This is a genomic window from Pseudomonas sp. LB3P58, from assembly GCF_054897895.1.
Window position 1 is genome coordinate 3,747,527 of sequence record NZ_JBUBVE010000001.1, and the last position, 24,679, is coordinate 3,772,205.

Below are 24,679 nucleotides of genomic sequence, written 5' to 3' on the forward strand. Positions count from 1 at the left end.
GGGACGAAAAATAGACCCGTCCCCTTTTAAAAACAACCCTCAATAACCGAGCGATAACCCGGTGTTACGACGTGGATCGTTCGCCCCATAGAAGCGGTTTTTGCCCACCGGTTTGCCTTCCAGGGAAGGCGCGCCGACCAGAATCGCCGCCACATGGTTGGCGTCCTGTGGCCCGGCAAACTTGTGCCCCCAACTTTCGAGCATCTTCACCGTATCAGGACTGGTAGTGAAGGTCTCAAGGTTGGTCTCTTCCGGCAACCACTGCTGGTGGAAACGCGGTGCATCGACCGCTTCCTGGATGTTCATCCCGTAGTCGATCACGTTGAGCATGGTCAGTAAGGTGGCGGTGATGATGCGACTGCCGCCGGGGGTGCCGACGACCATCACCACTTTGCCGTCCTTGGTGACGATGGTCGGGCTCATTGACGACAGCGGTGCCTTGCCGGGCGCGATGGCATTGGCCTCTCCTTGCACCAGACCGTACATGTTCGGCACGCCGATTTTCGAGGTGAAGTCGTCCATTTCGTCGTTGAGGATGACCCCGGTTTTGCTGGCCATGACGCCAGCGCCGAACCAGTCGTTCAAGGTGTAGGTCACCGAGACCGCGTTGCCCCATTTATCGACGATGGAGTAATGGGTGGTATTGCTGCCTTCATGGGGCGCTACGCCGGGTTTCAGCTCGCGGGACACACCGGCCTTTTTCGGGTCGATGGCGGTGCGGATTTTGGTGGCGTAATTTTTATCCAGCAGATGGGCGATCGGGTTCTTCACGAAATCCGGGTCGCCCAGGTAGCTGTTGCGGTCTACGTAGGCGTGACGCATCGCTTCGATCTGGTAGTGCATGCTCTGGGCCGAGTGATAGCCCAGGTCTTTCATCGGATAGCCTTCGAGAATGTTCATGATCTCGCAAATCACCACGCCGCCAGAGCTTGGCGGTGGCGCTGAAACCACGTGGTAGCCGCGATAATCGCATTCAATCGGGGCCAGTTCGCGGGTCTTGTATTTGTCGAGATCGGCCTGGGTGATGATGCCCTTGTTGGCCTGGCTGGAGGTGACGATGGCATCGGCCACCCAGCCTTTATAGAAGCCGTCGGCGCCGTTCTCGGAGATTTCCCGCAGGGTCTTGCCGAGGTCTTTTTGCACCAGTTTCTGGCCGACTTTCATCGGCTCGCCGTTGCTCAGGAATATCGAGCCGGAATCCTTGATGTCCTTCTTGAACACGTCGGTGGCGTATTCCAGTAATTCGACATCGCCCTGCTCCAGCACAAAACCGTCTTCGGCGAGCTTGATGGCCGGGGCGATCACTTCCTTGCGCGGTTTGGTGCCGTATTTCTTCAGCGCCAGCTCCATGCCCGACACGGTGCCTGGCACGCCAACGGCCAGATGGCCACGGGTGCTCAGGTCAGGGACGACGTTGCCCTCCTTGTCGAGGTACATGTCGGCGGTGGCGGCCAACGGTGCTTTTTCACGGAAGTCGAGGAAGGTCTTGCGCCCGTCCGCCAACTGAATGGTCATGAAACCGCCGCCGCCCAGGTTGCCCGCAGCGGGATAAACCACCGCCAGCGCGTAACCGACCGCTACCGCGGCATCGACGGCATTGCCGCCGTTCTTGAGTACATCGACGCCCACATGACTGGCCAGATGCTGGGCGGTGACGACCATGCCGTTTTCGGCCGCAACCGGCGCCACGGAGGCCGCGTAAGCACTGAGGCAGCTGAGCGCCAATGAGGTCGCAATCAGCGATTTGGCAAAAGGTTCGAACTTCATGAGTCGGTCTCTTTTTGTTTTTAGGCTCTGTACACAAACAGAGGGAAGGCTTCAAGAGCAGAGGCAAGTATGGCTGGGATTGCGTATTGCGCCTCCCCGTCGAGGCAGTATGCTTGCCCTCTGCTCAGCACTTTTACGGAGTCCACCGGCATGAGTTACACCTTCATCACCGTCGCATCGAAGGTGGGCGAGCTGAAGCTGGTCGCGAACGGCTCACGACTGGCAGCCATCCTCTGGGAAAACGACAAACCGGGGCGGGTACGACTTGGGCCGATGCGCGAGGCGCCGGATAATCCGATCCTGATGCGCACCGCTCAGCAGTTGCAGGAATACTTTGCGGGCACGCGCAATCGTTTCGACCTGGAACTGGAGTTTTCCGGGACGGAATTTCAGAAGACGGTCTGGGCAGCGCTGCTGACCATTCCGTTTGGCGAGACCCGCAGCTATAGCGAGATTGCCCGGCAGATCGGCAATCCCAGTGCAGTGAGGGCGGTGGGTGCGGCCAACGGCAAAAACCCGATATCGATTGTTGCGCCGTGTCATCGGGTGATTGGCGCTTCGGGGAAGTTGACGGGGTTTGCCGGTGGGCTTGAGGCGAAGGAGCGTCTGTTGACGCTGGAGGGCGGGCAATGGGGTGGAACTGGACGACTGGAAGGCTTTTGACCTTGTAGGAGCTGCCGCAGGTTCGGGCCGCGGTCGGACGATCTTTTGATCTTCAGTGTCTTCAAGGGCACCGAAGATCAAGATCAAAAGATCGCAGCCTGCGGCAGCTCCTACAGGGGTTGTGTGCGTCTCTTAAACCGCGGTGAAGATGTTTTTCATCGCCGCATACTGCAACAGCATGATGGTCTTCGCATCGCAGATCTCCCCGCGATAAAACGCCTCAAGTGCGTCGTCGAATTTCCATTCCAGCACTTCCAGTTCCTCGGTCTCTTCCTCCAGCCCGCCGCCATCACTGACCTTGGAAGCGGCATCGTACTCAGCGATGAAGAAGTGCAGTTTTTCAGTCACCGAACCGGGGCTCATGTAGGCCTCGAACACCTTGTGCACGTGGTGCACGCGATAACCGGTTTCTTCCTCCGCTTCTTCGCGGATGCGCTCTTCAGGCGCCGCACCTTCGAGCAGCCCCGCCGCCACTTCGATCAGCAACCCATCGTGGCCGTTGACGAACACCGGCAGCCGGAATTGCCGGGTCAGCACCACGGTTTTCTTTTCACGGTTGAACAGCAGAATCGCCGCGCCGTTGCCACGGTCATAGACCTCGCGGGTCTGGCGTTGCCATTCGCCATTGTTGCGCAGGTAATCGAAGGTGATTTTCTTGAGCAGGTACCAGTCGTGGGACAACACCTGGGACTCGATGAGGTTGACCCGCTCGGCTGTGTTCGACATGACAACGCATCCCTTTTTTCGTCAGAAGGTGCACATGTTAGGCGAAAACGAAAGCCTGGCGCTAAGAAAGCTGAGCCTTGTATTCCTTCACATATTGCCCCGCCAGCGTCTCTTTCTGTTTGTCGTCGAGTAGCTTGCCGGCCATCTGGAAGAACTTCTGCTCTTCCTCTTCCAGGTGGTGATTAACCTTCTCGGCGAGCTTCTTCGCGGTCGCCAGCCAGGCCGGGCTGGACATCTCGGTCTCGTCCAGTTCCTCCATCATTTCGTCCATCTCGTGATGTTCTGAAATGGCATGGCGGCTGAGGTCGACGCCATTATCAAACTCCATCAGCGGGATGTAGAAATGCCGCTCTTCAGCGGTTTCGTGGGCCTGAAGTTCGGACTTGAGCTGCTTGTATGCCTCGACCCGCTCGGGAGTGTCGCCGCTGGTCTGGATCAGCGCATCGGCGTAAGTGCGTTGGCGGTCGTGGCTTTCGCGCAAGGCTTCGAAAATATTCACGGAGTGTCCTCATAGGCCGTGTTCTGGAATGACGCTGTTTAGGCTAGACATCTGCGCGATGGCGACGGTTCCACTTGTTCTCAGGGGATAGAACAAGACGTGCAACCGAGATAGGCTGCCACTTCACCGCCATAAGGATATAGCCATGACCCTGCGAATCGAGTTGTCGCAAAACCCCACGAATGAAGACCGCGAAGCGATCCTCACGCCGTTGCGCGCCTATAACGCCGCGCAGGCGGGAGAGGCGAACTCGCAGCCGATTGCCTTACTGGTGCGCGATGACAACGACGAGATTCTCGGCGGGCTCTATGGACGGGTGTTTTACCGGTGGTTATTCATCGAATTGCTTTCGGTGCCTGAACAGGCCCGGGGACAAGGCATGGGCTCGAAGCTGATGCAGATGGCCGAAGACCTGGCACGGGAGAAGGAATGCGTGGGGATCTGGCTCGACACCTTCGACTTCCAGGCGCCGGAGTTCTACAAGAAGCACGGCTACAGCGAACTGGGCGAGATCGCTGACTACCCGCCTGGCCACAAGCGCTTCTTTTTCCAGAAGCGCCTGATCAATAGCTGAACGACTTACAAACAGGTCGCCAACGCCGCCAATCGGCGCTTGGCGACAAAGTCGTCGTGCTGCGCGTAATAATTCAGCACGGTGGCGGAAGCGTCAGTCTTCACGTCCACAAAGGACTCCGCCGAGCGCGTGTAAACGGTGGTGCCGCCCTTCTCGCCAGGCTGCAAATACGCGCCAGCATCGACACCGAACACCGCCTCATCCTGCCAGGAAAACTGCACACACTGGGCGACGACTTTTTCCGGCTTGTCCGACGTCAGGGTTTTGTACGGGGTTCCAGTGCGGGCGTCGTTCATCGCCGAGCCCGCGCATCCCGCCAGCAACGTTACGGCCAACGCCACCATCAGAATTCGCATTGCGTTCGCTCATCAAGAAAAAGCGGACTGTATCACCGCGGCACGGCGTATCGTTCTGCTTTACTTCATTTATACCGCGACACCGAGTGACGATTCGCGCACCCTGTCGCGCCATTAACGCCGCATCGCCCGTTTTTCCGGGCTCATTTTTTGGAAAGGCCATGACACCCAACGCCGAATATTACAAACCGACCGCTGAATATGCCGACAAGCTGATCAGCCAGATCGGTCAGACGCCGTCCTGGATTGCCAAGCGAATTGGCGTCACCGACAAGCGGATTCGTTACATCCTCGACGGCGAAAGAACCGTGAAAGGTGAAACCACGCCGATTCAAATGACCTACCCCGAGCAGTTTGCCCTCGAATGCCTGGCAGCAGCGGCCAAGGCCAGCAAGAAGCAGTCTTCGTAATCCAGCCTCAAGGAGCGACCATGGCGGCAACCGAACAGCAACACGAGCAAGCGCTGAAGAAGTTTCTCGATGAGCGCCCTGAACTGCGCGTCGAACTCGACAACCTCAACCCGCTGTTGGCTCAGGCCAAGGGCGAGACCGCGGCGCAGTACCGCGAGGAGCGCTTGCATGAAGCCTTCGAAGCCGAGGCCGAGCATCTGGGATTGTTTGCCTGGGAGCTGACGCTGCAACTGACCGCCGCGACGTCCGAGGACTATCAGGCCCAGCGCCTGGAAGTGCACAAGGAAGTCGCCGAGATGGCCGGCATGGACTGGCTGGAGTATTGCGAGTTATATGGATTGAGTAAGTGACCCTAACGGTCGCTGCCTGAGGACGACCTTCGCTGATGTTGCCATCCCTCTCCACTGACCGCGCCAGTCCAGGCCATCTGCATGCCCGCAAATGGCGCGGACGCATTGGCATGTCGCTGGTGGCCAGCCTCTCGGTACTCGCGGGCATGACCGACGCCATCGGCTTCATGGCCAGCGGCGATTTCGTCTCGTTCATGAGCGGCAACACCACCCGCCTCGCCGTCGCCATCAGCGACGGCGACCTGGGCCTGACCTTGCGCCTGGTGATCCTCGTTGGCACCTTCATCGTCGGCAACGCCTTGGGGATTGTCGTCAGCCGCCTCGGCGGCCGTCGGGCGCTGCCCTTGCTGCTGTGCATCGCCACGCTGCTCTGCGGCGCCGCTGCCTGGCCCTATGATGAACAACTACCAGCGCTGCTGGCCGCGATCATCGCCATGGGCATGCTCAATGCCGCCGTGGAAGAAGTGAATGGGCTGCCGGTCGGCCTGACCTACGTCACCGGCGCCCTGTCGCGCTTCGGCCGTGGGCTGGGACGCTGGATGCTCGGCGAACGGCGCAACGGTTGGCGCGTGCAACTGATCCCCTGGACCGGGATGTTTGCCGGCGCGGTACTCGGCGCCGTGCTGGAGCATCATTTGGGGCTCAGGGCGTTATTTGTCAGCGGTCTGCTGGCCGGCGCGGTCGGGCTGCTGTCGCTGAAAATCCCGCGGCGCTGGCAGTTGGGTTATATGCCGCGCTGAATTGGGTGGTGTCTGTCAGGCCGCCTTCGCGAGCAAGTCGGATCGCCGCACCGCCGCTCCCACATTGAATCGCATTCCATTTGGTAGAACTCGGTCAAATGTGGGAGCGGGCTTGCTCGCGAAGGCGGCGACTCGGTCTTGAGGAAAACGCCCTTCGCCGCCCCGGCGATAAAGCTTTATCATGGCCGCAGTTTTACTGATCGAGTCCGTCATGAAGTTCGCCATCGCGCTGTTTTCCGCTGCCCATGCGCCCTCCTCGCGCCGAGCCCTGCTGTTCGCCCAGGCCGCGCTGGCCGGTGGGCATGAGATTGTCCGGCTGTTTTTCTATCAGGATGGCGTCTACAACGCCTCCGGCAGCGTGGTTACGCCGCAGGATGAGCAGGATTTGCCCAAGCAATGGCGCAACTTCGTCACCGAGCATCAACTGGACGGCGTCGTGTGCATCGCAGCCGCCCTGCGTCGTGGCGTGTTGAACGAAGAAGAAGCCGGCCGCTATCAGCGTGAAGCCGTGGCGGTGGGTGCGCCGTGGGAATTGTCTGGTCTGGGCCAGTTGCATGACGCGGTGCAGGACGCTGACCGCCTGATCTGTTTCGGAGGCGCGTGAGATGCCTAAATCCTTGCTGATTATCAGCCGTCAGGCGCCCTGGTCCGGGCCGAGTGCGCGCGAAGCGCTGGACATCGTGCTGGCCGGCGGTGCCTTCGACCTACCGATCGGCCTGCTGTTTCTTGATGACGGGGTGTTCCAGCTCGCCGCGAAACAGGACGCCAAGGCCCTCCAGCAGAAGGACCTGAGCGCCAACCTGCAAGCCTTGCCGATGTTCGGTGTCGAAGACCTATTTGTCTGTGGCGACAGCGCTGCAGAACGGGGTCTGAACCCGGCCGGCTTGTCGCTGGAAGAAGCTCAAGTGCTGGCCGCCCACGAAATCACCGCACTTATTGACCGTTACGACCAGGTGATCACCCTCTGATGTCGACTTTGCATGTGTTGTCTCATTCCCCGTTCGGCGACGATCGCCTGACCAGTTGCCTGCGCGTAATCGGCGCTGACGATGCCTTGCTGCTGACCGGTGACTCGGTTTATGCGTTGCAACCAGGCACCGCGCCGTTCAATGCGCTGAACGCCCGCCATCTGAAACTGTTCGTACTGGCCGAAGACGCCCAGGCTCGCGCGCTGGAGATTCCTGACACGGCCAAGGCTATCGATTACCCGGCCTTCGTCGAGCTGTCGATTCACTACGACAAGGTCAACAGTTGGCTATGAACTCCCTGACGGTCGGCGCCCGCGCCATCGAGTTGGACAAGGACGGTTTCCTGGTAGAGCTGAGCGACTGGTCCGCCGACGTGGCCAGCGCCCTGGCCGCCGCCGAAGACATCGAGTTGAGCCCTGAACACTGGGAAATCCTCGAACTGCTGCGCAGTTTCTATGCCGAATTCCAGTTGTCGCCGGCCACGCGTCCGCTGATCAAGTACACCGCGCTGAAGCTGGGCCCGGACAAGGGCAACAGCCTGCACCTGAACCGACTGTTCAAAGGCACCCCTGCCAAACTCGCCGCGAAACTGGCGGGCCTGCCCAAACCGACGAATTGCTTATGACCGACTTCCCAGCGCTGACCCTCGAAACACCCGCCGAACACCCGTTCGCCCAGTTCGTGCGCATCCTCGGCAAAGGCAAACGCGGCGCCCGAGACCTGACCCGCGAAGAAGCCCGCGAAGCCATGGGCATGGTGCTCGACCACAAGGTCGAAGACACCCAGCTCGGCGCATTCCTGATGCTGTTGCGACACAAGGAAGAAAGCGCTGAGGAGATGGCGGGTTTTACCGAAGCGTTGCGCGAACGTTTACAGGCACCGACGTTGAATGTGGATCTGGACTGGCCGACGTATGCCGGCAAGAAACGTCACCTGCCCTGGTATCTGCTGGCGGCCAAATGCCTGGCGCAAAATGGTCTGCGCATTTTCATGCACGGCGGCGGCGCGCACACGGCGGGTCGGCTCTATAGCGAACAATTGCTGGATAAGTTGAAGATTCCGTTGTGCCGCGACTGGCAGCAGGTGGGTGTGGCGCTCGATAACGGCGGTCTGGCCTTCATGCCGCTGGTAGATTGGGCGCCGCAGCTGCAACGAATGATCGACCTGCGCAATACGCTGGGCCTGCGCTCGCCGATCCATTCCCTGACGCGGATTCTAAATCCGTTGGGCGCTCGCTGTGGCCTGCAAAGCATTTTCCACCCCGGCTACCAGGCTGTGCATCGCGATGCCAGCGGTTTGCTCGGCGATACCGCGATCGTGGTGAAAGGCGACGGTGGCGAAATCGAAATCAACCCGGACGCCGACAGTCACTTGTATGGCACCACTGGCGGCGAAAGCTGGGACGAGGAATGGCCGCAGCTGTCGGCTCAACGGCACGTCAAACCGGCCACCCTCGATCCCGAGCATTTAAAAGCCGTGTGGCGTGGCGATGTGGTCGACAGCTATCCGCAAATGGCGCTGATCTCGACCATGGCCCTGGCCTTGCGCGGCCTCGGCCAAACCCGCGAACACGCCTTCGAAACCGCCCAGCAGTATTGGGACGCTCGGGACAAATCGATTTAACCGATCATAAGCGCCCAACCTTTGCGCTTTTTTATCGAACCTATGCGAATAGACTCCTCTCCAACGCTTATTGGTTGAGGAGTCTTGAACATGGGTTTGTTAGTTGAAGGTCGCTGGCATGACCAGTGGTACGAAAGCGCCAAGGACGGTACGTTCCAGCGTGAACAAGCGCAGCGTCGTAACTGGCTGACCGCCGACGGCAAGCCTGGCCCGACCGGTGTCGGTGGCTTTGCGGCCGAAGCCGGTCGTTATCACCTCTACGTGTCCCTCGCCTGCCCATGGGCTCACCGCACGCTGATCCTGCGCAAACTCAAAGGCCTCGAAAGCCTCATCGACGTCTCGGTGGTCAGTTGGCTGATGCTGGAAAACGGCTGGACCTTCGACCAGAACCTCGGATCGACCGGGGACAAACTCGATCACTTCAATTTCATGCACCAGCGCTACACCGCCGATACCGCCGACTACACCGGCCGCGTCACCGTGCCGGTGCTCTGGGACAAACAGCAAAATCGCATCGTCAACAATGAATCGGCGGAGATCATCCGCATGTTCAATGGCGCCTTCGATGACTTGACCGGTAATGACCTGGATTTCTACCCGGCGCCGCTGCGGGGCGAGATCGACGCGCTGAACGAACGGATTTATCCGGCGGTGAACAATGGCGTGTACCGCGCAGGGTTTGCCACGTCGCAGAAGGCGTATGAAGAGGCGTTCGACGGGTTGTTCGAGGAGCTTGATCGGCTGGAACAGCTGTTGGGCGCCAATCGCTACCTGACGGGTGAATACCTGACCGAAGCTGATGTTCGGCTGTTCACCACGTTGATTCGCTTTGACGCGGTGTATTACGGGCACTTCAAGTGCAACCTGCGGCGGATCGCCGATTATCCGAACCTGTCGAACTGGCTGCGGGAGATTTATCAGTGGCCGGGGATTGCCGAGACGGTGGATTTTGAGCACATCAAGAATCACTACTATGGCAGCCACAAAACCATCAATCCGACCGGGATCGTGCCGAAAGGGCCTGCGCAGGAATTCACGGCGCCACATGATCGCGAGCGGTTGAGCGGGAAAGGGGTTTGGCGTAAAGCCCAGGTCTGATCTGAGGTATGGGGTGGTTTTGAGGACCCCTTCGCGAGCAAGCCCGCTCCCACATTTGACCGAGTTCTAACTGAAGAATACGGTTGAATGTGGGAGCGGGCTTGCTCGCGAAGGGAGCGACTCGGTTTCTAAACTTGCGCCTGAGCGCCCTCGAACCACGCCAGTTTCTCGCGCAATTGCACCACTTCCCCAACGATCACCAGCGTCGGCGCATGCACTTCATGCTCCGCCACCAGACTTGGCAAATCCGCCAACGTGCCGGTAAACACCCGCTGATTGACCGTGGTGCCCTGCTGGATCAACGCCGCGGGCGTATCCGCTGCGCGACCATGCTTGATCAACTGCTCGCAGATAATCGGCAAGCCCACCAGCCCCATGTAAAACACCAGGGTTTGCGCCGGCGCAACCAGGTCGGCCCACGGCAAATCGGTGGAACCGTCCTTCAAGTGCCCGGTGACAAAACGCACAGACTGCGCGTAATCGCGATGCGTCAGCGGAATCCCGGCATACGCCGCGCAACCGCTGGCCGCGGTGATACCCGGCACCACCTGGAACGGGATGCCATGGGCCGCCAGTTCTTCGATCTCTTCACCGCCGCGACCGAAGATGAACGGATCACCGCCCTTCAACCGCACGACCCGCTTGCCTTGCTTGGCCAAATCCACCAATTGCTGGTTGATCTGATCTTGTGGCACAGCGTGATCGGCGCGACGCTTGCCGACGTAAATCCGCTCGGCATCGCGACGGCACAAATCCAGAATCGCCGGCGCCACCAAGCGGTCATACAGCACCACATCGGCTTGCTGCATCAGACGCAAGGCACGGAAGGTCAGCAGGTCGGGATCACCCGGGCCGGCGCCCACCAAATAGACTTCGCCCGTTGCATCCGGTGCATCACCGGCAATTTTCGCCAGCATCAAGCGCTCGGCTTCGGCGCCCTGCCCGGCCAGTTGCCGGTCGGCAATCGGGCCCTGGAACACATCTTCCCAGAACGCCCGGCGCTGCTGCACATCCGGGAACAGGTGTTTGACCTGGCTGCGAAAACGCGCTGCCAGGCCGGCCAGTTGACCGTAAGTGGAAGGAATCCAGGTTTCCAGTTTGGCGCGGATCAACCGCGCCAGCACCGGCGCGTCGCCGCCGCTGGAGACCGCTACGATCAAAGGAGAACGGTCGACGATCGCCGGGAAGATCACGCTGCACAAGGCTGGCGCGTCCACCACATTGACCGGCACACAACGCCGATGGGCATCGGCGGAGACTTGTGCGTTCAGCGGTTCGTCGTCGGTGGCGGCAATGATCAGCCCGCAACCGTCCAGGTCTGCTTCAACGTAGCCTCGCACCAGACACTCGCCACCGCTGCCGGCAACCAGTTCGCGCAGTTGCGGTTCGATTTCAGGTGCGACCACCCGCAGCAGCGCACCGGCTTCGGCCAGCAGGCGGGATTTGCGCAAGGCAATCTCCCCCCCGCCGACGACCAAGACACGACTGCCGCGAAGGTTATGGAACAGCGGCAGATAGTCCATTTAGCCGATGACCTCAAGGCCACCCATGTACGGTTTCAGCACGTCCGGCACACGGATCGAACCGTCGGCTTGCTGGTAGTTTTCCAGCACCGCCACCAGAGTACGACCGACCGCCAGGCCGGAACCGTTCAGGGTGTGAACCAGTTCAGGCTTGCCGGTTTCCGGGTTGCGGAAACGCGCTTGCATGCGACGGGCCTGGAAGTCGCCGCAGTTGGAGCACGACGAAATCTCACGATACTTGTCCTGGCTCGGGATCCACACTTCCAGGTCGTAAGTCTTGACCGCGCTGAAGCCCATGTCGCCGGTGCACAGCGCAATGGTGCGATAAGGCAGCTCGAGCAATTGCAGGACTTTTTCGGCGTTGGCCGTCAGGCCTTCCAGCGCGTCCATCGAGGTCGACGGCTCAACGATCTGGACCATTTCAACCTTGTCGAACTGGTGCTGCCGGATCATGCCGCGGGTATCACGACCCGAGGCACCGGCTTCACTACGGAAGCACGGCGTGTGGGCGACGAACTTGATCGGCAGCAGTTTCGAATCGACGATTTCGCCAGCGACGATGTTGGTCAGCGACACTTCGGCGGTCGGAATCAGGTACAGATCGGCTTCGCCTTCGCGAGTGATCTTGAACAGGTCTTCTTCGAACTTAGGCAACTGACCCGTGCCTTGCAGCGCCGGTGCTTGAACCAGATAAGGCGTGTAGGCCTCTTCGTAACCGTGTTCGCTGGTGTGCAGGTTGATCATGAACTGCGCCAAGGCGCGGTGCATACGAGCGATCGGGCCACGCAACAGGGCGAAACGGGCACCGGACAGCTTGGCGGCGGTTTCGAAGTCCAGCCAGCCGAATTTCTCGCCCAGGGCGACGTGGTCCTGAATCGGGAAATCGAACGCGGTCGGGGTGCCCCAGCGGCGCACTTCGACGTTGCCGTCTTCGTCGACACCGATCGGCACGGATTCGTGCGGCAGGTTCGGGATGCCGAGCAGGATCGAATCCAGATCGCTCTGGATCGAGTCCAGCTCGACTTTACCGGCGCTCAATTCGTTCGCCATGCGCTCGACGTCAGCCATCAGCGGTGCGATGTCTTCGCCGCGCTGCTTGGCCTGGCCGATGGATTTGGAGCGCGCATTACGGTCTGCCTGCAGTGCTTCGGTGCGGGTCTGGACGGTCTTGCGCTGTTCTTCCAGCGCTTCGATGCGCGCAACATCCAGCGTGTAGCCACGGGATGCCAGGCGGTCCGCTACGTCCTGAAGGTTGCTACGTAACAGTTTGGAATCGAGCATGTCGGTCTCTCGTTATCAAAGTTTGGTCAAGGACAGGCCAGCCCAGGTAGCGAGCAGCCCACCGAATACGCTGATGGCAGCATAGACAATAGCCAGCGGCATTTGCCCGGTTTCCAGCAGACGCACCGTATCCAGTGAAAAAGATGAAAAAGTCGTCAGCCCCCCGAGGAAGCCAACCATCAACCCGGCGCGCACCTCAATCGGCACCTCCGGGCGTACTAAAAACAGACCGTATAGAACGCCGATCAGCAAACAGCCGACGATATTAACGGCCAGCGTCGCGGTATAGAAGTGCCGCGGCCAATTAGCGTTGATCCAGTTACCCGTAGCAAAGCGCAAAAGCGTTCCGGCGACACCGCCCACAGAAACGGCAACGATCAAAGGGATCACTATTTTCTCCGCTGCCGGGGACTGAGACGGTCAAGTTGCGCAAGGTGATTGAGCTTCTCGCCGATCTTCAGCTCCAGGCCACGCGGCACCGGCTGATAGAACGGTTGTGGCTCAAGTTCTTCCGGGAAATAGTCTTCGCCAGCGGCATAAGCGTCCGGCTCATCATGGGCGTAACGGTATTCGTCGCCATAACCCAATTGCTTCATCAATTTGGTCGGCGCGTTGCGCAGGTGCAGCGGCACTTCCAGCGAACCGTGTTCGGTGGCGCTACGCATGGCTGCTTTGAAACCCATGTACACCGCGTTGCTTTTCGGCGCGCAGGCCAGATAGGTAATGGCCTGAGCCACCGCCAATTCGCCTTCCGGGCTGCCGAGGCGCTCTTGCACTTCCCAGGCAGCCAGGCACAGGCTCAAGGCGCGCGGGTCGGCGTTGCCGATGTCTTCGCTGGCCATACGCACCACGCGCCGGGCCAGGTACAACGGATCGCAACCGCCGTCGATCATCCGCGCGAACCAATACAACGCGCCATCAGGATTGGAGCCGCGCACGGATTTATGCAGCGCAGAGATCTGGTCGTAAAACGCTTCGCCGCCCTTGTCGAAACGCCGACGGGTATCACCGAGCAGGCTTTGCAGCAGGTCGACGCCGATCTCGCTGTTGTCTTCAGCCAGGTCCGAGGCGTTTTCCAGCAGGTTGAGCAGACGCCGGCCATCGCCATCGGCGGCCGACAGCAGCATCTGGAAGCCTTCATCGCTGAGGGTCAGTTGCCGTTTGCCCAAGCCACGCTCTTCAGTCAGCGCGCGATGCACCAACTTGCGCAGGGCCGCTTCATCGAGGCTTTTGAGCACGTAGACGCGCGCCCGGGAGAGCAAAGCGTTGTTGAGTTCAAACGAGGGATTTTCAGTGGTTGCGCCGATGAAAATCAGCGTGCCGTCTTCGACGTATGGCAGGAACGCATCCTGCTGAGACTTGTTGAAGCGATGCACTTCATCGACGAACAGGATGGTCCGTCTACCGTACTGCCCGGCCTGCTGCTTGGCGATTTCCACCGCCTGACGGATTTCCTTCACGCCGGCCAGTACCGCCGAAACCGTTTCGAAGTGCGCATCCGAGACTTCCGCCAGTAGCCGCGCCAGTGTGGTTTTCCCCACACCCGGCGGGCCCCAGAAAATCATCGAGTGCAGGGCACCCTGCTCCAGCGCTTCGCGCAAAGGCTTGCCGCGAGCGAGCACGTGTTCCTGACCGACGTACTCGTCCAGATTGGCGGCACGCAGGCGTGCTGCCAAAGGTTGAGCGATCGGGGCACTGCGAAACAGGTCCATCACTACTTATGAAACCTCACTACTTGAACACTGCAGGCCCCCTGTAGGAGTGAGCCTGCTCGCGATGGCTGCGTTACATTCAACATCATTGTTGACTGACCCAACGCTATCGCGAGCAGGCTCACTCCTACAGGTTTTGCGTTTTACTCCTGGATCACGTCGGCACCCTTCGGGATGACGAACTTGAACTTGGACGCCGGGATCGGTTCGTTGGCTTTCACGCCAGTGAACAGGATGTTGGTGCGCTGACCGACGCTGTCGATCATCTGCATGTCATTGACCAGGCCATTGCGGAACGACAGACGCAGGCTGTCGAACAGGGTGTCCTTGGTTTTCGGCTTCAAGGTGAAGTCGATCACGCCACCGGCTTCCTTGGCGCTGATGTCGAAGCTCTGGCTGATCTTGGACACGTCACCGGACAGCAGCAACGCCGGGGTCTGGGTCAGGCGCTGATCGAGGTTCTTGATGGTGGCCTGCTCCAGGTCCGGATCCCACAACGTCACCTTCTTGCCGTCGGAAACCATCGTTTGTTCGGCCGGCGCGTTGGTGTGCCAGTAAAACAATCCAGGACGCTGCAAGGACATTTCACCCGCGGTTTCCTGCAATTGGGTGCCGCTGCCGTCGAGGGTCAGCTGGGAGAAACGCGCGGTCAGGGTCTGGGATTTTTCCAGCAGTTGGGTCAGACGTGCCACGTCCTTGTCATCGGCGTGGGCCGAGAGCGTGGTCAAAGCCAAAACCGGCAGCAACAGCATGCGGATAAGACGCATGGGAGTCCTCATAACATTCGTGGGGGTGCGATGGCGCGTCATTACGCCACCGCGTTTCAATCAATTCAGTCGCGTACCGGGCCCGGAGCCAGGACCTCACGCGAACCGTTGGTGTTCATGGACGTCACGACCCCCGCCATCTCCATGGCTTCGATCATGCGCGCGGCGCGGTTGTAGCCGATTTTCAGCTTGCGCTGAACCGCAGAGATGGACGCTCGACGGCTTTCCAGTACGAACTGCACCGCTTCGTCGTAGAGCGCGTCGGATTCACTGTCGTCGTCGCCACCGCTGCCGCCTTCAAAGCCGCTACCCGGCTCTTCGACACCGGCGAGAATCTCGTCGTTGTATTCCGGTGCGCCGCGCAGTTTCCAGGCTTCGACCACCCGGTGAACCTCGTCATCGGACACAAAGGCGCCGTGGACACGAATCGGCAGACTGGTGCCCGGCGGCATGTAAAGCATGTCACCGTGGCCCAGCAGTTGTTCGGCACCGCCCTGGTCGATGATGGTCCGGGAGTCGATCTTGCTCGACACCTGGAACGCCATACGGGTCGGAATGTTGGCCTTGATCAGACCAGTGATTACATCAACCGACGGACGCTGGGTCGCGAGGATCAAGTGGATACCGGCCGCACGCGCCTTCTGAGCGATACGGGCGATCAGTTCTTCAACCTTCTTGCCAACGATCATCATCATGTCGGCGAATTCGTCCACCACCACGACAATCGTCGGCAGCTTGGTCAGCAGCGGCGCTTCATCGTGAATGCTTTCGCGCTTGTACAACGGATCGGTCAACGGCGTACCGGCGTCCTGGGCTTCCTTGACCTTGGCATTGAAGCCCGACAGGTTACGCACGCCCATTTTCGCCATCAGTTTGTAGCGACGCTCCATCTCCGCCACGCTCCAGCGCAGGGCGTTGGCGGCGTCCTTCATGTCGGTCACGACCGGGCACAACAGGTGCGGAATGCCTTCGTAGATCGACAGCTCAAGCATTTTCGGGTCGATCATGATCAGTTTGGCGTCTTCCGGGCCGGACTTGAACAGGATCGACAGGATCATCGCGTTCACGCCCACCGATTTACCGGAACCGGTCGTACCGGCTACCAGCAAGTGAGGCATTTTCGCCAGGTCGGTGATGACCGGCTTGCCACCAATGTCGTGGCCCAGGGCCAAGGTAACCGGCGACTTGAAGTTGTCGTACTCGGGGGTCGACAGCACTTCGGAGAAACGCACGATCTGGCGGTCTTCGTTAGGAATCTCGATACCGACGGTGGTCTTGCCCGGAATCACTTCCACCACGCGCACGCTGGTCACGGCCAGGGAGCGTGCCAGGTCTTTCGCCAGATTGGAGATGCGGCTGACCTTGACGCCGGCCGCCGGCTGGATTTCGTAACGGGTAATCACCGGGCCCGGGTGAATCGAATCCACCGAGACTTCGACGCCGAATTCCTTGAGCTTGATTTCCAGCAAGTGGCCAACCGCCGCCAGGGATTCAGGCGAGTAGTTGAGTTGTTTCTTTTCTGCCGGGTCGAGAATCGAGATCGGCGGCAAGGTGCCTTCGACGGCGCTGTCGACGAACAACGGCGCCTGCTTCTCTTTTTCCACGCGCTTGCTGGGCGCCGCTGGCTTGGGCGGCGCAGGGGCAATCACCGGCGGCACCTGCTTCTCGCGGTCCGACATGTGTTTGCTCAGCGCCTGCTCACGTTCGATCAGGCGCTCCTTGACCTTGGCTTGCTCGCGCTTGTCGGTGACGGTCGGCGCCACCACGTCATGGACGCGATCGTCGACTTCACGCAACTGCGCAACCAATTGTTTGCGCTCGACACGGGCCGCCCACCATCGATTGGCCGCGCCCTGGAACAATTCGAACAGGTCGAGGGTGATCTTGCCGGTGAGGTCCATCACTTTGAACCACGACAGGTCGGTGAACACCGTCAGGCCAAACAGGAACAACGCGATGAACACCAGCGTACTGCCCTGGATGTTCAGGGCGTTCCTGGCCAGATCGCCAAGGCTTTCACCTAGCGCGCCGCCAGCGCCGGCCGGCAGACCGGTCGCGGCGTGGAAATGGATATGGGCCAGGGCCGCGCCCGACAGCACCAGAAACACCAGGCCGATCAGGCGCCAGGAGAACAGCCAGCCGCTCCACTCCCACTGCTCGTGGCGTTGACGGAAGATTTGATATGCCTTGATCGCCAGCAACAGCGGGAAGATGTAGGCGAAGTAACCCAACACCATGAACAGGATATCGGCGCTGTAGGAGCCGACCGGTCCGCCGAAGTTCTGCACATCGTCGATCTTGCTGTTATGGCTCCAGCCTGGATCGTCCTTGCCGTAGGTCAACAAGGCCATCATCAGGAACAGGCACAAGCCGCCGATGGCGATCAATGCACCTTCCTTGAGCCGGTAGTGCAATTGCTGGCGCCAGAGCGGAACGACTGTTTTTGGTGCTGCGGTGGATTTCTTCAAAACGCTTCTTTTCCTGCGCCTGTGGCGCGTCCATCTGTTGATTGACTATAAAAAACTGCCCAATCCAGGCAGGTAAAAAAGATAACAGGTGTAACTGGGACTACTTTTAACACTACGCTCCGGTTTTTATAAACACGGCGCGCAGCGCTTATTTTATTACAAGCACTGTAACAGGCAGGCATTGTACGGGTTTGTTCGTCCGATGCCATGCTTGAAACCCAAGGTGTAGCATAGCCAACAGCACATAACGCGCGGTTCAATTTGAGCATGCATTCTCTTTTGTGACAAAGGCTTATGAGGTGTTTTTATGAGCGAAGCGAAGCATTCCCGCCTGATCATTCTGGGTTCCGGCCCTGCCGGTTACAGCGCAGCCGTTTATGCCGCCCGCGCCAACCTCAATCCCGTTGTCATCACCGGCATACAGGCAGGTGGCCAGCTCACCACCACCGTCGAAGTCGACAACTGGCCCGGTGATGTCGAAGGCCTCACCGGCCCGGTACTGATGGAACGCATGCAAAAACACGCCGAGCGTTTTCACACAGAGATCGTCTACGACCACATCCACACTGCCAAGTTGCAACAGCGCCCGTTCGAACTCATCGGCGACAGCGGCACTTACACCTGTGATGCGCTGATCATCGCCACCGGCGCCTCGGCGCAATACCTGGGGCTGCCATCGGAAGAGACATTTGCCGGCAAAGGAGTGTCGGCCTGCGCGACGTGCGACGGTTTCTTCTACCGCAATCAGGTGGTCGCGGTCGTGGGCGGCGGCAACACAGCAGTTGAAGAAGCGTTGTACCTGTCAAACATTGCCAAGGAAGTTCACCTGATTCACCGGCGCGACAAGTTGCGCTCGGAGAAAATTCTTCAGGACAAGCTCTTCGAAAAAGCCGCCAAAGGCAATATCCGCCTGCACTGGAACCAGAATCTGGATGAAGTGCTGGGCGATGCCAGCGGTGTGACCGGCGCCCGCCTGCGGGACAGCCACACTGACGAAACCAGTGAATTGCCGCTGACCGGCGTGTTCATCGCCATCGGCCACAAACCCAACACCGACCTGTTCGAGGGTCAGCTGAAAATGCGTGACGGCTATCTGCTGGTCAAGGGCGGCAGCGAAGGCGACGCTACCAGCACCGAAATCCCCGGCGTGTTTGCCGCCGGCGACGTAGCCGATCACGTTTACCGCCAGGCCGTGACGTCTGCCGGGGCCGGCTGCATGGCCGCGCTGGACGCCGAGAAGTATCTCGACGACATTCCAGTCATTTGACGGCACACTTCACGGTGGGCCCACCCGCCCACCACTGCCCTCCCCTTCTGCAAGCCCGGATGCCATGCTGACTTGGTTACAACGCAACACATTGACCTTCCCGCCCCTGGAAAAAGCCATGCGCGATCCCAACGGGCTGTTGGCCGCGGGCGGGGATCTGTCCGCCGATCGTCTGATTCAGGCCTATCGCCACGGCTGTTTTCCGTGGTTCTCGGAAGGCCAGCCGATTCTCTGGTGGTCGCCGGATCCACGCACCGTATTGTTTCCCGACGAACTGCATGTCTCGCGCAGCCTGAACAAACTGCTGCGTCAGCAACGCTATCAAGTGACCTTTGATCAGGATTTTGCCGCGGTCATCCGCGCCTGCGCCGCGCCTCGGGATTACGCCGACGGCACCTGGATCACAGAAGCCATGCAGAACGCCTACCTCGAGCTGCACAGGCGCGGCTACGCCCACTCGGTGGAAGTCTGGGACCAGGGCGAACTGGTCGGCGGGCTCTATGGCCTGGCGATGGGTCAGCTGTTTTTCGGCGAATCCATGTTCAGCCGCGCCGATAACGCCTCGAAATATGGCTTTGCCACGCTGGTCCGACATCTGAAAGACTCAGGCTTCGTGCTGATCGACTGCCAGATGCCTACCGACCATCTGCACAGCCTCGGCGCCCGAGCGATTCCTCGCAGCGAGTTTGCCGACTACCTTGCGCAGCATCTGGACCAACCCAGCCGTGCAACCTGGGTTTGCTGAGCGACTTTTGCGACAGTGGCTTACACTTAATTCAAAGCTTATTCCCGAGGGTTGATCATGACCGAGTTGGCGCGTTTGAAGTTCTATGCCACTCAGCCCCACTCTTGCAGCTATCTGCCCGAGGAGCAGGCCACGACCTTGTTCCTCGACCCTAGTCAGCCCATGGATGTGCATGTCTATGCAGACCTGTCTGAAATGGGTTTCCGTCGTAGCGGCGATCATCTTTACCGGCCTCATTGCCAGAATTGCAATGCCTGCGTACCGGCGCGCATCCCTGTGGCGCAATTTTCGCCCAACCGCCAGCAGAAACGCATATTCAAACGCAACGTCGACCTGCAGGTGCGCCCTTCCAGGCCGCAATTCAGCGAAGAGTATTTCGACCTTTATCAGCGGTATATCGAACAGCGTCACGCCGATGGCGATATGTACCCGCCGAGTCGCGATCAGTTTGCGACGTTCCTGGTACGTGACCTGCCGTTTTCCCGATTCTACGAATTCCGTCTCGAAGGACGACTGGTGGCGGTGGCCGTCACCGACTTGCTGCCGAACGGTCTGTCGGCCGTTTACACCTTCTACGAGCCCGCTGAAGAACGCCGTAGCCTGGGGCGTTATGCGATTCTCTGGCAAATCGCCGAGGCTCAGCGCCTGGGGCTGGAGGCCGTCTATCTGGGCTATTGGATCAAAAACTGCAAAAAGATGAGCTACAAGACTCAATATCGCCCTATCGAACTGCTGATTAATCAGCGCTGGGTCATCCTGAACTAGAGCAAGCCGTAAACCCCTTGGCTTAAACCCCATTTTTCGGGCACAATGCACGCCGCTTTTGCCTGGCGCAGTTGCACCGGGCCATTCATTGGACACCGAGGGCTTTACTGCATGTCGAAAGAAGACAGCTTCGAAATGGAAGGCACTGTCGTCGACACCCTGCCCAACACCATGTTTCGTGTGGAGTTGGAAAATGGGCACGTCGTAACCGCGCATATCTCCGGCAAGATGCGCAAGAACTACATCCGTATTCTTACCGGTGACAAAGTGCGCGTCGAGCTGACGCCCTATGACTTGAGCAAAGGGCGCATCACTTACCGCGCTCGCTAATCAAGTCAATACAAAACGCCCGGTTTATGCCGGGCGTTTTTGTTTGTCTGCGATTTGGTGGGGTTTTGGGTTTTGGGTTCTTGGGTTCTTGGGTTCTTGGGTGTATATCCGTTGCTGCGGTAACGGCTGAAAATGGTTTCGCTCTTACAGCGACTCACTTTTGCAGACGCCCAAAAGTAAGCAAAACGCTTCGCCCCGGCGTACGGCACTTCGCTAAAGCTCAGTGTTCCCTCGCTACGGTGTCCATCAGGGGGCATCGCCTACGGTCTGCTTCGCGACGACCTCCTCTCGATGTGTGCGGCTTCGCCGCACGGCGCTACGCGCCTAACCCCCTGATGAACACCTCCGCTCGGCCTGCCGAAGGGGCGAGAGATCAAAATCAACTTCAAAAGCCACAGCCGCAGCCAGATCAAAAGATCGCAGCCTCGTTTCACTCGACAGCTCCTACAGGGGATGGGTGTACCCCCCCCTCACCACTCAACAGGCCGAGCGTTAGCTCGCCTGCCGCTCTTGATCTTGATTCACCCGCCCCTTCGGGAGGCTGAGTGGAGGTATTCATCTGGGGGATAGGCGCGTAGCGCCGTGCGGCGAAGCCGCACACATCGAGAGGAGGTTGAAGCGAAGCCAACCGGAGGCGATGCCCCCAGATGAATACCGGAGCGAAGGAACGCCGAGCCCAAGCGAGGGGCCGGACGCTTGGGGCGAGCGTTTTTTTGCTTACTTTTTTGAGGCGTTTGTCAAAAAAGTGAGTCGCCGTAAGGGCGAAACCCTAAGCAGCCGTTACCGCAGCAACGGATATACACCAAATCTAATAGACAACAAAAAGGCGCCCGAAGGCGCCTTTTCGCGTTACCGCCGTCAGGCCATTTCAGCCGTGGTCTCGAAGTCGAAGGTCAGCTCGCCGTCCTTGAGATCGATGTGAACCACACCACCATGGTCGGCCAGTTCGCCAAACAGGATCTCTTCCGCCAGCGGACGCTTGATCTTGTCCTGAATCAAACGCGCCATTGGTCGAGCACCCATTGCCGTGTCGTAGCCACCCACTGCCAGCCAGCCGCGCGCTGCGTCCGTCACTTCCAGCTGCACGCGCTTGTCTTCCAGCTGCGCCTGAAGCTCGGTAAGGAACTTGTCCACCACGCTTTTGATGACCTCATGGCTGAGGCGACCAAACTGGATAATGGTGTCCAGACGGTTGCGGAACTCTGGCGTGAAGCTCTTCTTGATCACTTCCATCGCATCGGACGAGTGGTCCTGATGGGTGAAACCGATCGAAGCGCGAGCTGCCGTTTCGGCACCGGCGTTGGTCGTCATGATGACGATCACGTTACGGAAGTCCGCCTTGCGCCCGTTGTTATCGGTCAGCGTACCGTGGTCCATCACCTGCAGCAGCAGGTTGAAGACTTCCGGATGCGCCTTCTCGATTTCATCGAGCAACAGCACGCAGTGAGGCTGCTTGGTGATGGCTTCGGTCAGCAGACCGCCCTGATCGAACCCGACATAGCCTGGAGGCGCACCGATCAGACGCGATACGGTGTGGCGCTCCATATACTCGGACATGTCGAAGCGAACCAGTTCGATGCCCAACGCCTTGGCCAGCTGACGCGCCGCTTCGGTTTTACCGACACCGGTAGGCCCTGCGAACAGGAACGAACCGACTGGCTTGTCAGGCGACTTGAGGCCGGCACGGGACAGTTTGATCGCAGTCGACAGTGAGTCGATTGCGGCATCCTGGCCAAATACCGTCAGTTTCAGGTCACGCTCAAGGTTACGCAGCAGCTCTTTGTCGGAACTGGTGACGTGCTTAGGCGGAATCCGCGCGATTTTCGCGACGATGTCCTCGACTTGAGGCACTTCGATGCGCTTAACGCGCTTCTCGATTGGCTGCAGACGCTGGTAGGCGCCCGCCTCGTCGATGACGTCGATGGCTTTGTCCGGCATGTGCCGGTCATTGATGTAGCGCGAGGCCAGTTCGGCCGCCGCACGCAACGCTTCATCGCTGTATTCGATGTTGTGGTGCGCTTCGAAACGACCTTTCAGGCCGCGCAGGATGCCAATGGTGTCTTCCACCGAAGGCTCCGACACGTCGACCTTCTGGAAGCGCCGGGCCAAAGCACGGTCCTTCTCGAAGATCCCGCGGAATTCCTGGAACGTGGTCGAACCGATGCAACGGATATCACCCGACGACAGCAGCGGCTTGAGCAGGTTCGAGGCATCCATGACGCCACCGGACGCGGCACCCGCACCAATGATGGTGTGGATTTCGTCGATGAACAGGATCGCCTGCGGACGTTTTTTCAGCTCATTGAGCAACGCCTTGAAGCGCTTCTCGAAATCGCCGCGGTATTTGGTCCCGGCCAGCAAGGCCCCCAGATCGAGGGAATACACCACGCTGTTGGCCAGCAGGTCCGGCACCTGGTTGTCGACAATGCGTTTGGCCAGGCCTTCGGCAATCGCGGTTTTACCCACGCCCGCCTCGCCCACCAGCAACGGATTGTTTTTGCGACGACGCGCCAGGATCTGCGCAACGCGCTCGACTTCCAGCTCACGGCCTACCAATGGATCGATTCGACCCTGGCGCGCGAGTTCGTTGAGGTTGCTGGCATAAGCATCCAGAGGATTGCCTGAAGAAGAAGACTCACCGCCCTCGTCGTCCTGCATATCTTGTTCACCTTCAGAGTGATCGCCATGCCCCGGCACTTTGGAAATGCCGTGTGCGATGTAGTTGACGACATCGATGCGCGCAACGCTCTGCTGTTTCAGCAGGAACACTGCCTGACTCTCTTGCTCACTGAAGATCGCGACCAGTACGTTGGCGCCAGTCACTTCGCGTTTGCCCGAGCTCTGTACGTGAAAGACAGCACGTTGCAGAACACGCTGGAAGCCCAGGGTTGGCTGGGTCTCACGATCCTCGTCATGAACGGGGATCAATGGCGTGGTGGAGTCGATGAACTCCTGCAGATCGTGCTTGAGTTTGTCGAGGTTTGCGCCGCAGGCACGCAAAACGGTGGCGGCAGCCTCATTGTCCAATAGGGCCAGCAGGAGGTGTTCGACGGTCATGAACTCATGACGCTTCGAACGGGCCTCCTTGAAGGCAAGATTGAGGGTGACTTCGAGCTCGCGGTTTAACATAGCTTCACCTCATACCCAAGTGGTCGGCGATTAACCGTCCTTCTCGATTTCACAGAGTAGCGGATGCTGGCTTTCCCTGGCGTACTGGTTGACCTGCATGGCCTTAGTCTCGGCGATGTCGCGGGTAAACACTCCACATACTGCCCGTCCTTCTGTGTGGACGGCCAGCATGACCTTGGTCGCCAGCTCGCGATTCAGGTTAAAAAACACCTCGAGCACTTCGACGACGAAATCCATCGGTGTGTAGTCATCATTGAACAAAACCACCTTGTACATCGGCGGCGCCTGTAAAGCAGGCTTTGCCTCCTGAACAGCAATGCCTGCGGAATCGTCGTCGTGTGAATCAGGGCGATCCTGATTGAATGTTAGTCGAATCTGGCTGATTGCATGCATGGAAAGAAAGGTTCGTCAGTTGTGCAAATACAGTGGTGGGGGCGGCTATGGACGATTTCAACTCCGACTGCCCGGTCACCTTGACTATCGGGAAATCGGTGTTACAACCAATAGAGCCCACAGTGGGTAAAAAAGGTCCGCGGAGTCAATCTTATTTCCAGGAAATGACTGCGGATGAACTGGATGATACTCCAGTGATGGAGTCTGTTGCAGAGGGATATGGGTATGTCAGTCGGTAAGGTGAAATGGTTCAACAATGCCAAGGGGTTCGGTTTCATTAACACCGATGCCAGAGAAGGCCGTGACGAGGATGGCAAGGAAATCGATTTCTTTGCCCACTATTCGGCCATTGATATGGGCGGGTACAAGACTCTCAAGGCCGGGCAAGCTGTAAATTTCGAAATCGTCCAGGGACCCAAAGGGTTGCATGCAGTGAAGATTACGCCCGCAACGACCGAGAACGAGCAGACCGTACCTGCCACCCAGCAAGAAACGGTGTCGAGCTGACGCAACCCGTCATCCAGT

Annotated in this window: 29 protein-coding genes; 16 read left to right on the plus strand and 13 right to left on the minus strand. The window is 59.2% G+C overall.

From position 1 onward, the window contains the following. Positions 1 to 39: 39 nt before the first annotated feature. A complete protein-coding gene (gene ggt / locus ACYZTZ_RS17390) occupies positions 40 to 1,767 on the minus strand; it encodes a gamma-glutamyltransferase (protein WP_461999149.1) in 1,728 nt (575 codons plus the stop codon). A gap of 150 nt (positions 1,768 to 1,917) precedes the next feature. Between ggt and ACYZTZ_RS17395 the strand changes: the two genes are divergently transcribed. Next, entirely contained in the window at positions 1,918 to 2,430 is a 513-nt protein-coding gene (locus tag ACYZTZ_RS17395; protein ID WP_461999150.1) for a methylated-DNA--[protein]-cysteine S-methyltransferase, read from the plus strand. A gap of 132 nt (positions 2,431 to 2,562) precedes the next feature. Here the strand turns inward: ACYZTZ_RS17395 and ACYZTZ_RS17400 are convergent, their stop codons facing one another. After that, entirely contained in the window at positions 2,563 to 3,156 is a 594-nt protein-coding gene (locus ACYZTZ_RS17400) for an NUDIX domain-containing protein (RefSeq protein WP_461999151.1), read from the minus strand. 61 nt (positions 3,157 to 3,217) lie between these two features. Next, positions 3,218 to 3,655, minus strand: a complete 438-nt coding sequence (locus ACYZTZ_RS17405) for a hemerythrin domain-containing protein (protein ID WP_461999152.1) — start codon at positions 3,653 to 3,655, stop codon at positions 3,218 to 3,220. A 145-nt stretch (positions 3,656 to 3,800) separates the two neighbouring features. Between ACYZTZ_RS17405 and ACYZTZ_RS17410 the strand changes: the two genes are divergently transcribed. After that, entirely contained in the window at positions 3,801 to 4,229 is a 429-nt protein-coding gene (locus ACYZTZ_RS17410) for a GNAT family N-acetyltransferase (protein WP_461999153.1), read from the plus strand. A 5-nt stretch (positions 4,230 to 4,234) separates the two neighbouring features. Here the strand turns inward: ACYZTZ_RS17410 and ACYZTZ_RS17415 are convergent, their stop codons facing one another. After that, positions 4,235 to 4,585 carry a hypothetical protein gene (locus tag ACYZTZ_RS17415; RefSeq protein ID WP_008154821.1) on the minus strand — a complete coding sequence of 117 codons (351 nt, stop codon included), beginning with the start codon at positions 4,583 to 4,585 and terminating at the stop codon, positions 4,235 to 4,237. A 161-nt stretch (positions 4,586 to 4,746) separates the two neighbouring features. Here ACYZTZ_RS17415 and ACYZTZ_RS17420 point away from each other — a divergent pair, with 161 nt between their 5' ends. The 9 genes from ACYZTZ_RS17420 (at position 4,747) to ACYZTZ_RS17460 (ending at position 9,774) form a co-directional block, all read left to right on the plus strand. Beyond that, positions 4,747 to 4,995 (plus strand): hypothetical protein, encoded by a 249-nt coding sequence (locus ACYZTZ_RS17420; RefSeq protein ID WP_008154823.1) that lies wholly within the window; start codon positions 4,747 to 4,749, stop codon positions 4,993 to 4,995. Positions 4,996 to 5,015: 20 nt separating this feature from the next. Next, on the plus strand, positions 5,016 to 5,345 hold the full coding sequence (locus ACYZTZ_RS17425; protein WP_461999154.1) for a DUF6388 family protein: 330 nt from the start codon (positions 5,016 to 5,018) through the stop codon (positions 5,343 to 5,345). 35 nt (positions 5,346 to 5,380) lie between these two features. Next, entirely contained in the window at positions 5,381 to 6,085 is a 705-nt protein-coding gene (locus ACYZTZ_RS17430) for a YoaK family protein (protein ID WP_056743884.1), read from the plus strand. A 211-nt stretch (positions 6,086 to 6,296) separates the two neighbouring features. Next, positions 6,297 to 6,689 carry a sulfurtransferase complex subunit TusD gene (gene tusD, locus ACYZTZ_RS17435; protein WP_008154829.1) on the plus strand — a complete coding sequence of 131 codons (393 nt, stop codon included), beginning with the start codon at positions 6,297 to 6,299 and terminating at the stop codon, positions 6,687 to 6,689. Position 6,690: 1 nt separating this feature from the next. Continuing rightward, entirely contained in the window at positions 6,691 to 7,053 is a 363-nt protein-coding gene (tusC, locus tag ACYZTZ_RS17440) for a sulfurtransferase complex subunit TusC (protein ID WP_461999155.1), read from the plus strand. After that, positions 7,053 to 7,346, plus strand: a complete 294-nt coding sequence (tusB, locus tag ACYZTZ_RS17445) for a sulfurtransferase complex subunit TusB (RefSeq protein WP_461999156.1) — start codon at positions 7,053 to 7,055, stop codon at positions 7,344 to 7,346. Before tusC ends, tusB begins: the two co-directional genes overlap by 1 nt. Continuing rightward, complete coding sequence (locus ACYZTZ_RS17450) at positions 7,343 to 7,678, plus strand: TusE/DsrC/DsvC family sulfur relay protein (RefSeq protein WP_461999157.1); 336 nt, start codon at positions 7,343 to 7,345, stop codon at positions 7,676 to 7,678. Before tusB ends, ACYZTZ_RS17450 begins: the two co-directional genes overlap by 4 nt. Beyond that, complete coding sequence (locus ACYZTZ_RS17455) at positions 7,675 to 8,676, plus strand: glycosyl transferase family protein (protein WP_461999158.1); 1,002 nt, start codon at positions 7,675 to 7,677, stop codon at positions 8,674 to 8,676. Before ACYZTZ_RS17450 ends, ACYZTZ_RS17455 begins: the two co-directional genes overlap by 4 nt. A gap of 90 nt (positions 8,677 to 8,766) precedes the next feature. After that, positions 8,767 to 9,774, plus strand: coding sequence for a glutathione S-transferase family protein (locus ACYZTZ_RS17460; protein ID WP_461999159.1), 1,008 nt, complete (start codon positions 8,767 to 8,769; stop codon positions 9,772 to 9,774). Positions 9,775 to 9,902: 128 nt separating this feature from the next. Here the strand turns inward: ACYZTZ_RS17460 and cysG are convergent, their stop codons facing one another. From cysG to ACYZTZ_RS17495, 7 genes are all read right to left on the minus strand, one after another. Further along, positions 9,903 to 11,297, minus strand: a complete 1,395-nt coding sequence (cysG, locus tag ACYZTZ_RS17465; RefSeq protein ID WP_461999160.1) for a siroheme synthase CysG — start codon at positions 11,295 to 11,297, stop codon at positions 9,903 to 9,905. Next, positions 11,298 to 12,578, minus strand: coding sequence for a serine--tRNA ligase (gene serS, locus ACYZTZ_RS17470; protein ID WP_461999161.1), 1,281 nt, complete (start codon positions 12,576 to 12,578; stop codon positions 11,298 to 11,300). A 15-nt stretch (positions 12,579 to 12,593) separates the two neighbouring features. Beyond that, on the minus strand, positions 12,594 to 12,968 hold the full coding sequence (crcB, locus tag ACYZTZ_RS17475; RefSeq protein WP_461999162.1) for a fluoride efflux transporter CrcB: 375 nt from the start codon (positions 12,966 to 12,968) through the stop codon (positions 12,594 to 12,596). Beyond that, the gene (locus ACYZTZ_RS17480) at positions 12,968 to 14,290 is read right to left on the minus strand and encodes a replication-associated recombination protein A (protein WP_461999163.1); all 1,323 of its coding nucleotides are present in this window, start codon (positions 14,288 to 14,290) and stop codon (positions 12,968 to 12,970) included. The genes crcB and ACYZTZ_RS17480 overlap by 1 nt, the downstream gene beginning before the upstream one ends. 143 nt (positions 14,291 to 14,433) lie before the next feature. Next, positions 14,434 to 15,057 (minus strand): outer membrane lipoprotein periplasmic chaperone LolA, encoded by a 624-nt coding sequence (gene lolA, locus ACYZTZ_RS17485; protein WP_046049408.1) that lies wholly within the window; start codon positions 15,055 to 15,057, stop codon positions 14,434 to 14,436. A gap of 65 nt (positions 15,058 to 15,122) precedes the next feature. Beyond that, positions 15,123 to 17,525, minus strand: a complete 2,403-nt coding sequence (locus ACYZTZ_RS17490) for a DNA translocase FtsK (RefSeq protein WP_080932652.1) — start codon at positions 17,523 to 17,525, stop codon at positions 15,123 to 15,125. Continuing rightward, positions 17,522 to 17,794 carry a hypothetical protein gene (locus ACYZTZ_RS17495; protein ID WP_461999164.1) on the minus strand — a complete coding sequence of 91 codons (273 nt, stop codon included), beginning with the start codon at positions 17,792 to 17,794 and terminating at the stop codon, positions 17,522 to 17,524. Before ACYZTZ_RS17495 ends, ACYZTZ_RS17490 begins: the two co-directional genes overlap by 4 nt. 38 nt (positions 17,795 to 17,832) lie before the next feature. Here ACYZTZ_RS17495 and trxB point away from each other — a divergent pair, with 38 nt between their 5' ends. From trxB to infA, 4 genes are all read left to right on the plus strand, one after another. Beyond that, positions 17,833 to 18,792, plus strand: a complete 960-nt coding sequence (gene trxB, locus ACYZTZ_RS17500) for a thioredoxin-disulfide reductase (protein WP_461999165.1) — start codon at positions 17,833 to 17,835, stop codon at positions 18,790 to 18,792. A gap of 64 nt (positions 18,793 to 18,856) precedes the next feature. Then, positions 18,857 to 19,537 carry a leucyl/phenylalanyl-tRNA--protein transferase gene (aat, locus tag ACYZTZ_RS17505; RefSeq protein WP_056743911.1) on the plus strand — a complete coding sequence of 227 codons (681 nt, stop codon included), beginning with the start codon at positions 18,857 to 18,859 and terminating at the stop codon, positions 19,535 to 19,537. Between the two features lie 57 nt (positions 19,538 to 19,594). Continuing rightward, complete coding sequence (locus ACYZTZ_RS17510; RefSeq protein WP_046049404.1) at positions 19,595 to 20,302, plus strand: arginyltransferase; 708 nt, start codon at positions 19,595 to 19,597, stop codon at positions 20,300 to 20,302. Between the two features lie 111 nt (positions 20,303 to 20,413). Further along, a complete protein-coding gene (gene infA / locus ACYZTZ_RS17515) occupies positions 20,414 to 20,632 on the plus strand; it encodes a translation initiation factor IF-1 (protein WP_002553999.1) in 219 nt (72 codons plus the stop codon). 858 nt (positions 20,633 to 21,490) lie between these two features. On the opposite strand, the gene clpA is transcribed toward infA, so the two are convergent. Beyond that, on the minus strand, positions 21,491 to 23,761 hold the full coding sequence (gene clpA / locus ACYZTZ_RS17520; RefSeq protein WP_033057050.1) for an ATP-dependent Clp protease ATP-binding subunit ClpA: 2,271 nt from the start codon (positions 23,759 to 23,761) through the stop codon (positions 21,491 to 21,493). 30 nt (positions 23,762 to 23,791) lie between these two features. Beyond that, positions 23,792 to 24,154 carry an ATP-dependent Clp protease adapter ClpS gene (clpS, locus tag ACYZTZ_RS17525; RefSeq protein WP_046032480.1) on the minus strand — a complete coding sequence of 121 codons (363 nt, stop codon included), beginning with the start codon at positions 24,152 to 24,154 and terminating at the stop codon, positions 23,792 to 23,794. Positions 24,155 to 24,379: 225 nt separating this feature from the next. On the opposite strand from clpS, the gene ACYZTZ_RS17530 reads away from it, so the two are divergent. Then, complete coding sequence (locus ACYZTZ_RS17530) at positions 24,380 to 24,661, plus strand: cold shock domain-containing protein (protein ID WP_461999166.1); 282 nt, start codon at positions 24,380 to 24,382, stop codon at positions 24,659 to 24,661. The last annotated feature ends 18 nt before the right edge of the window (positions 24,662 to 24,679 follow it).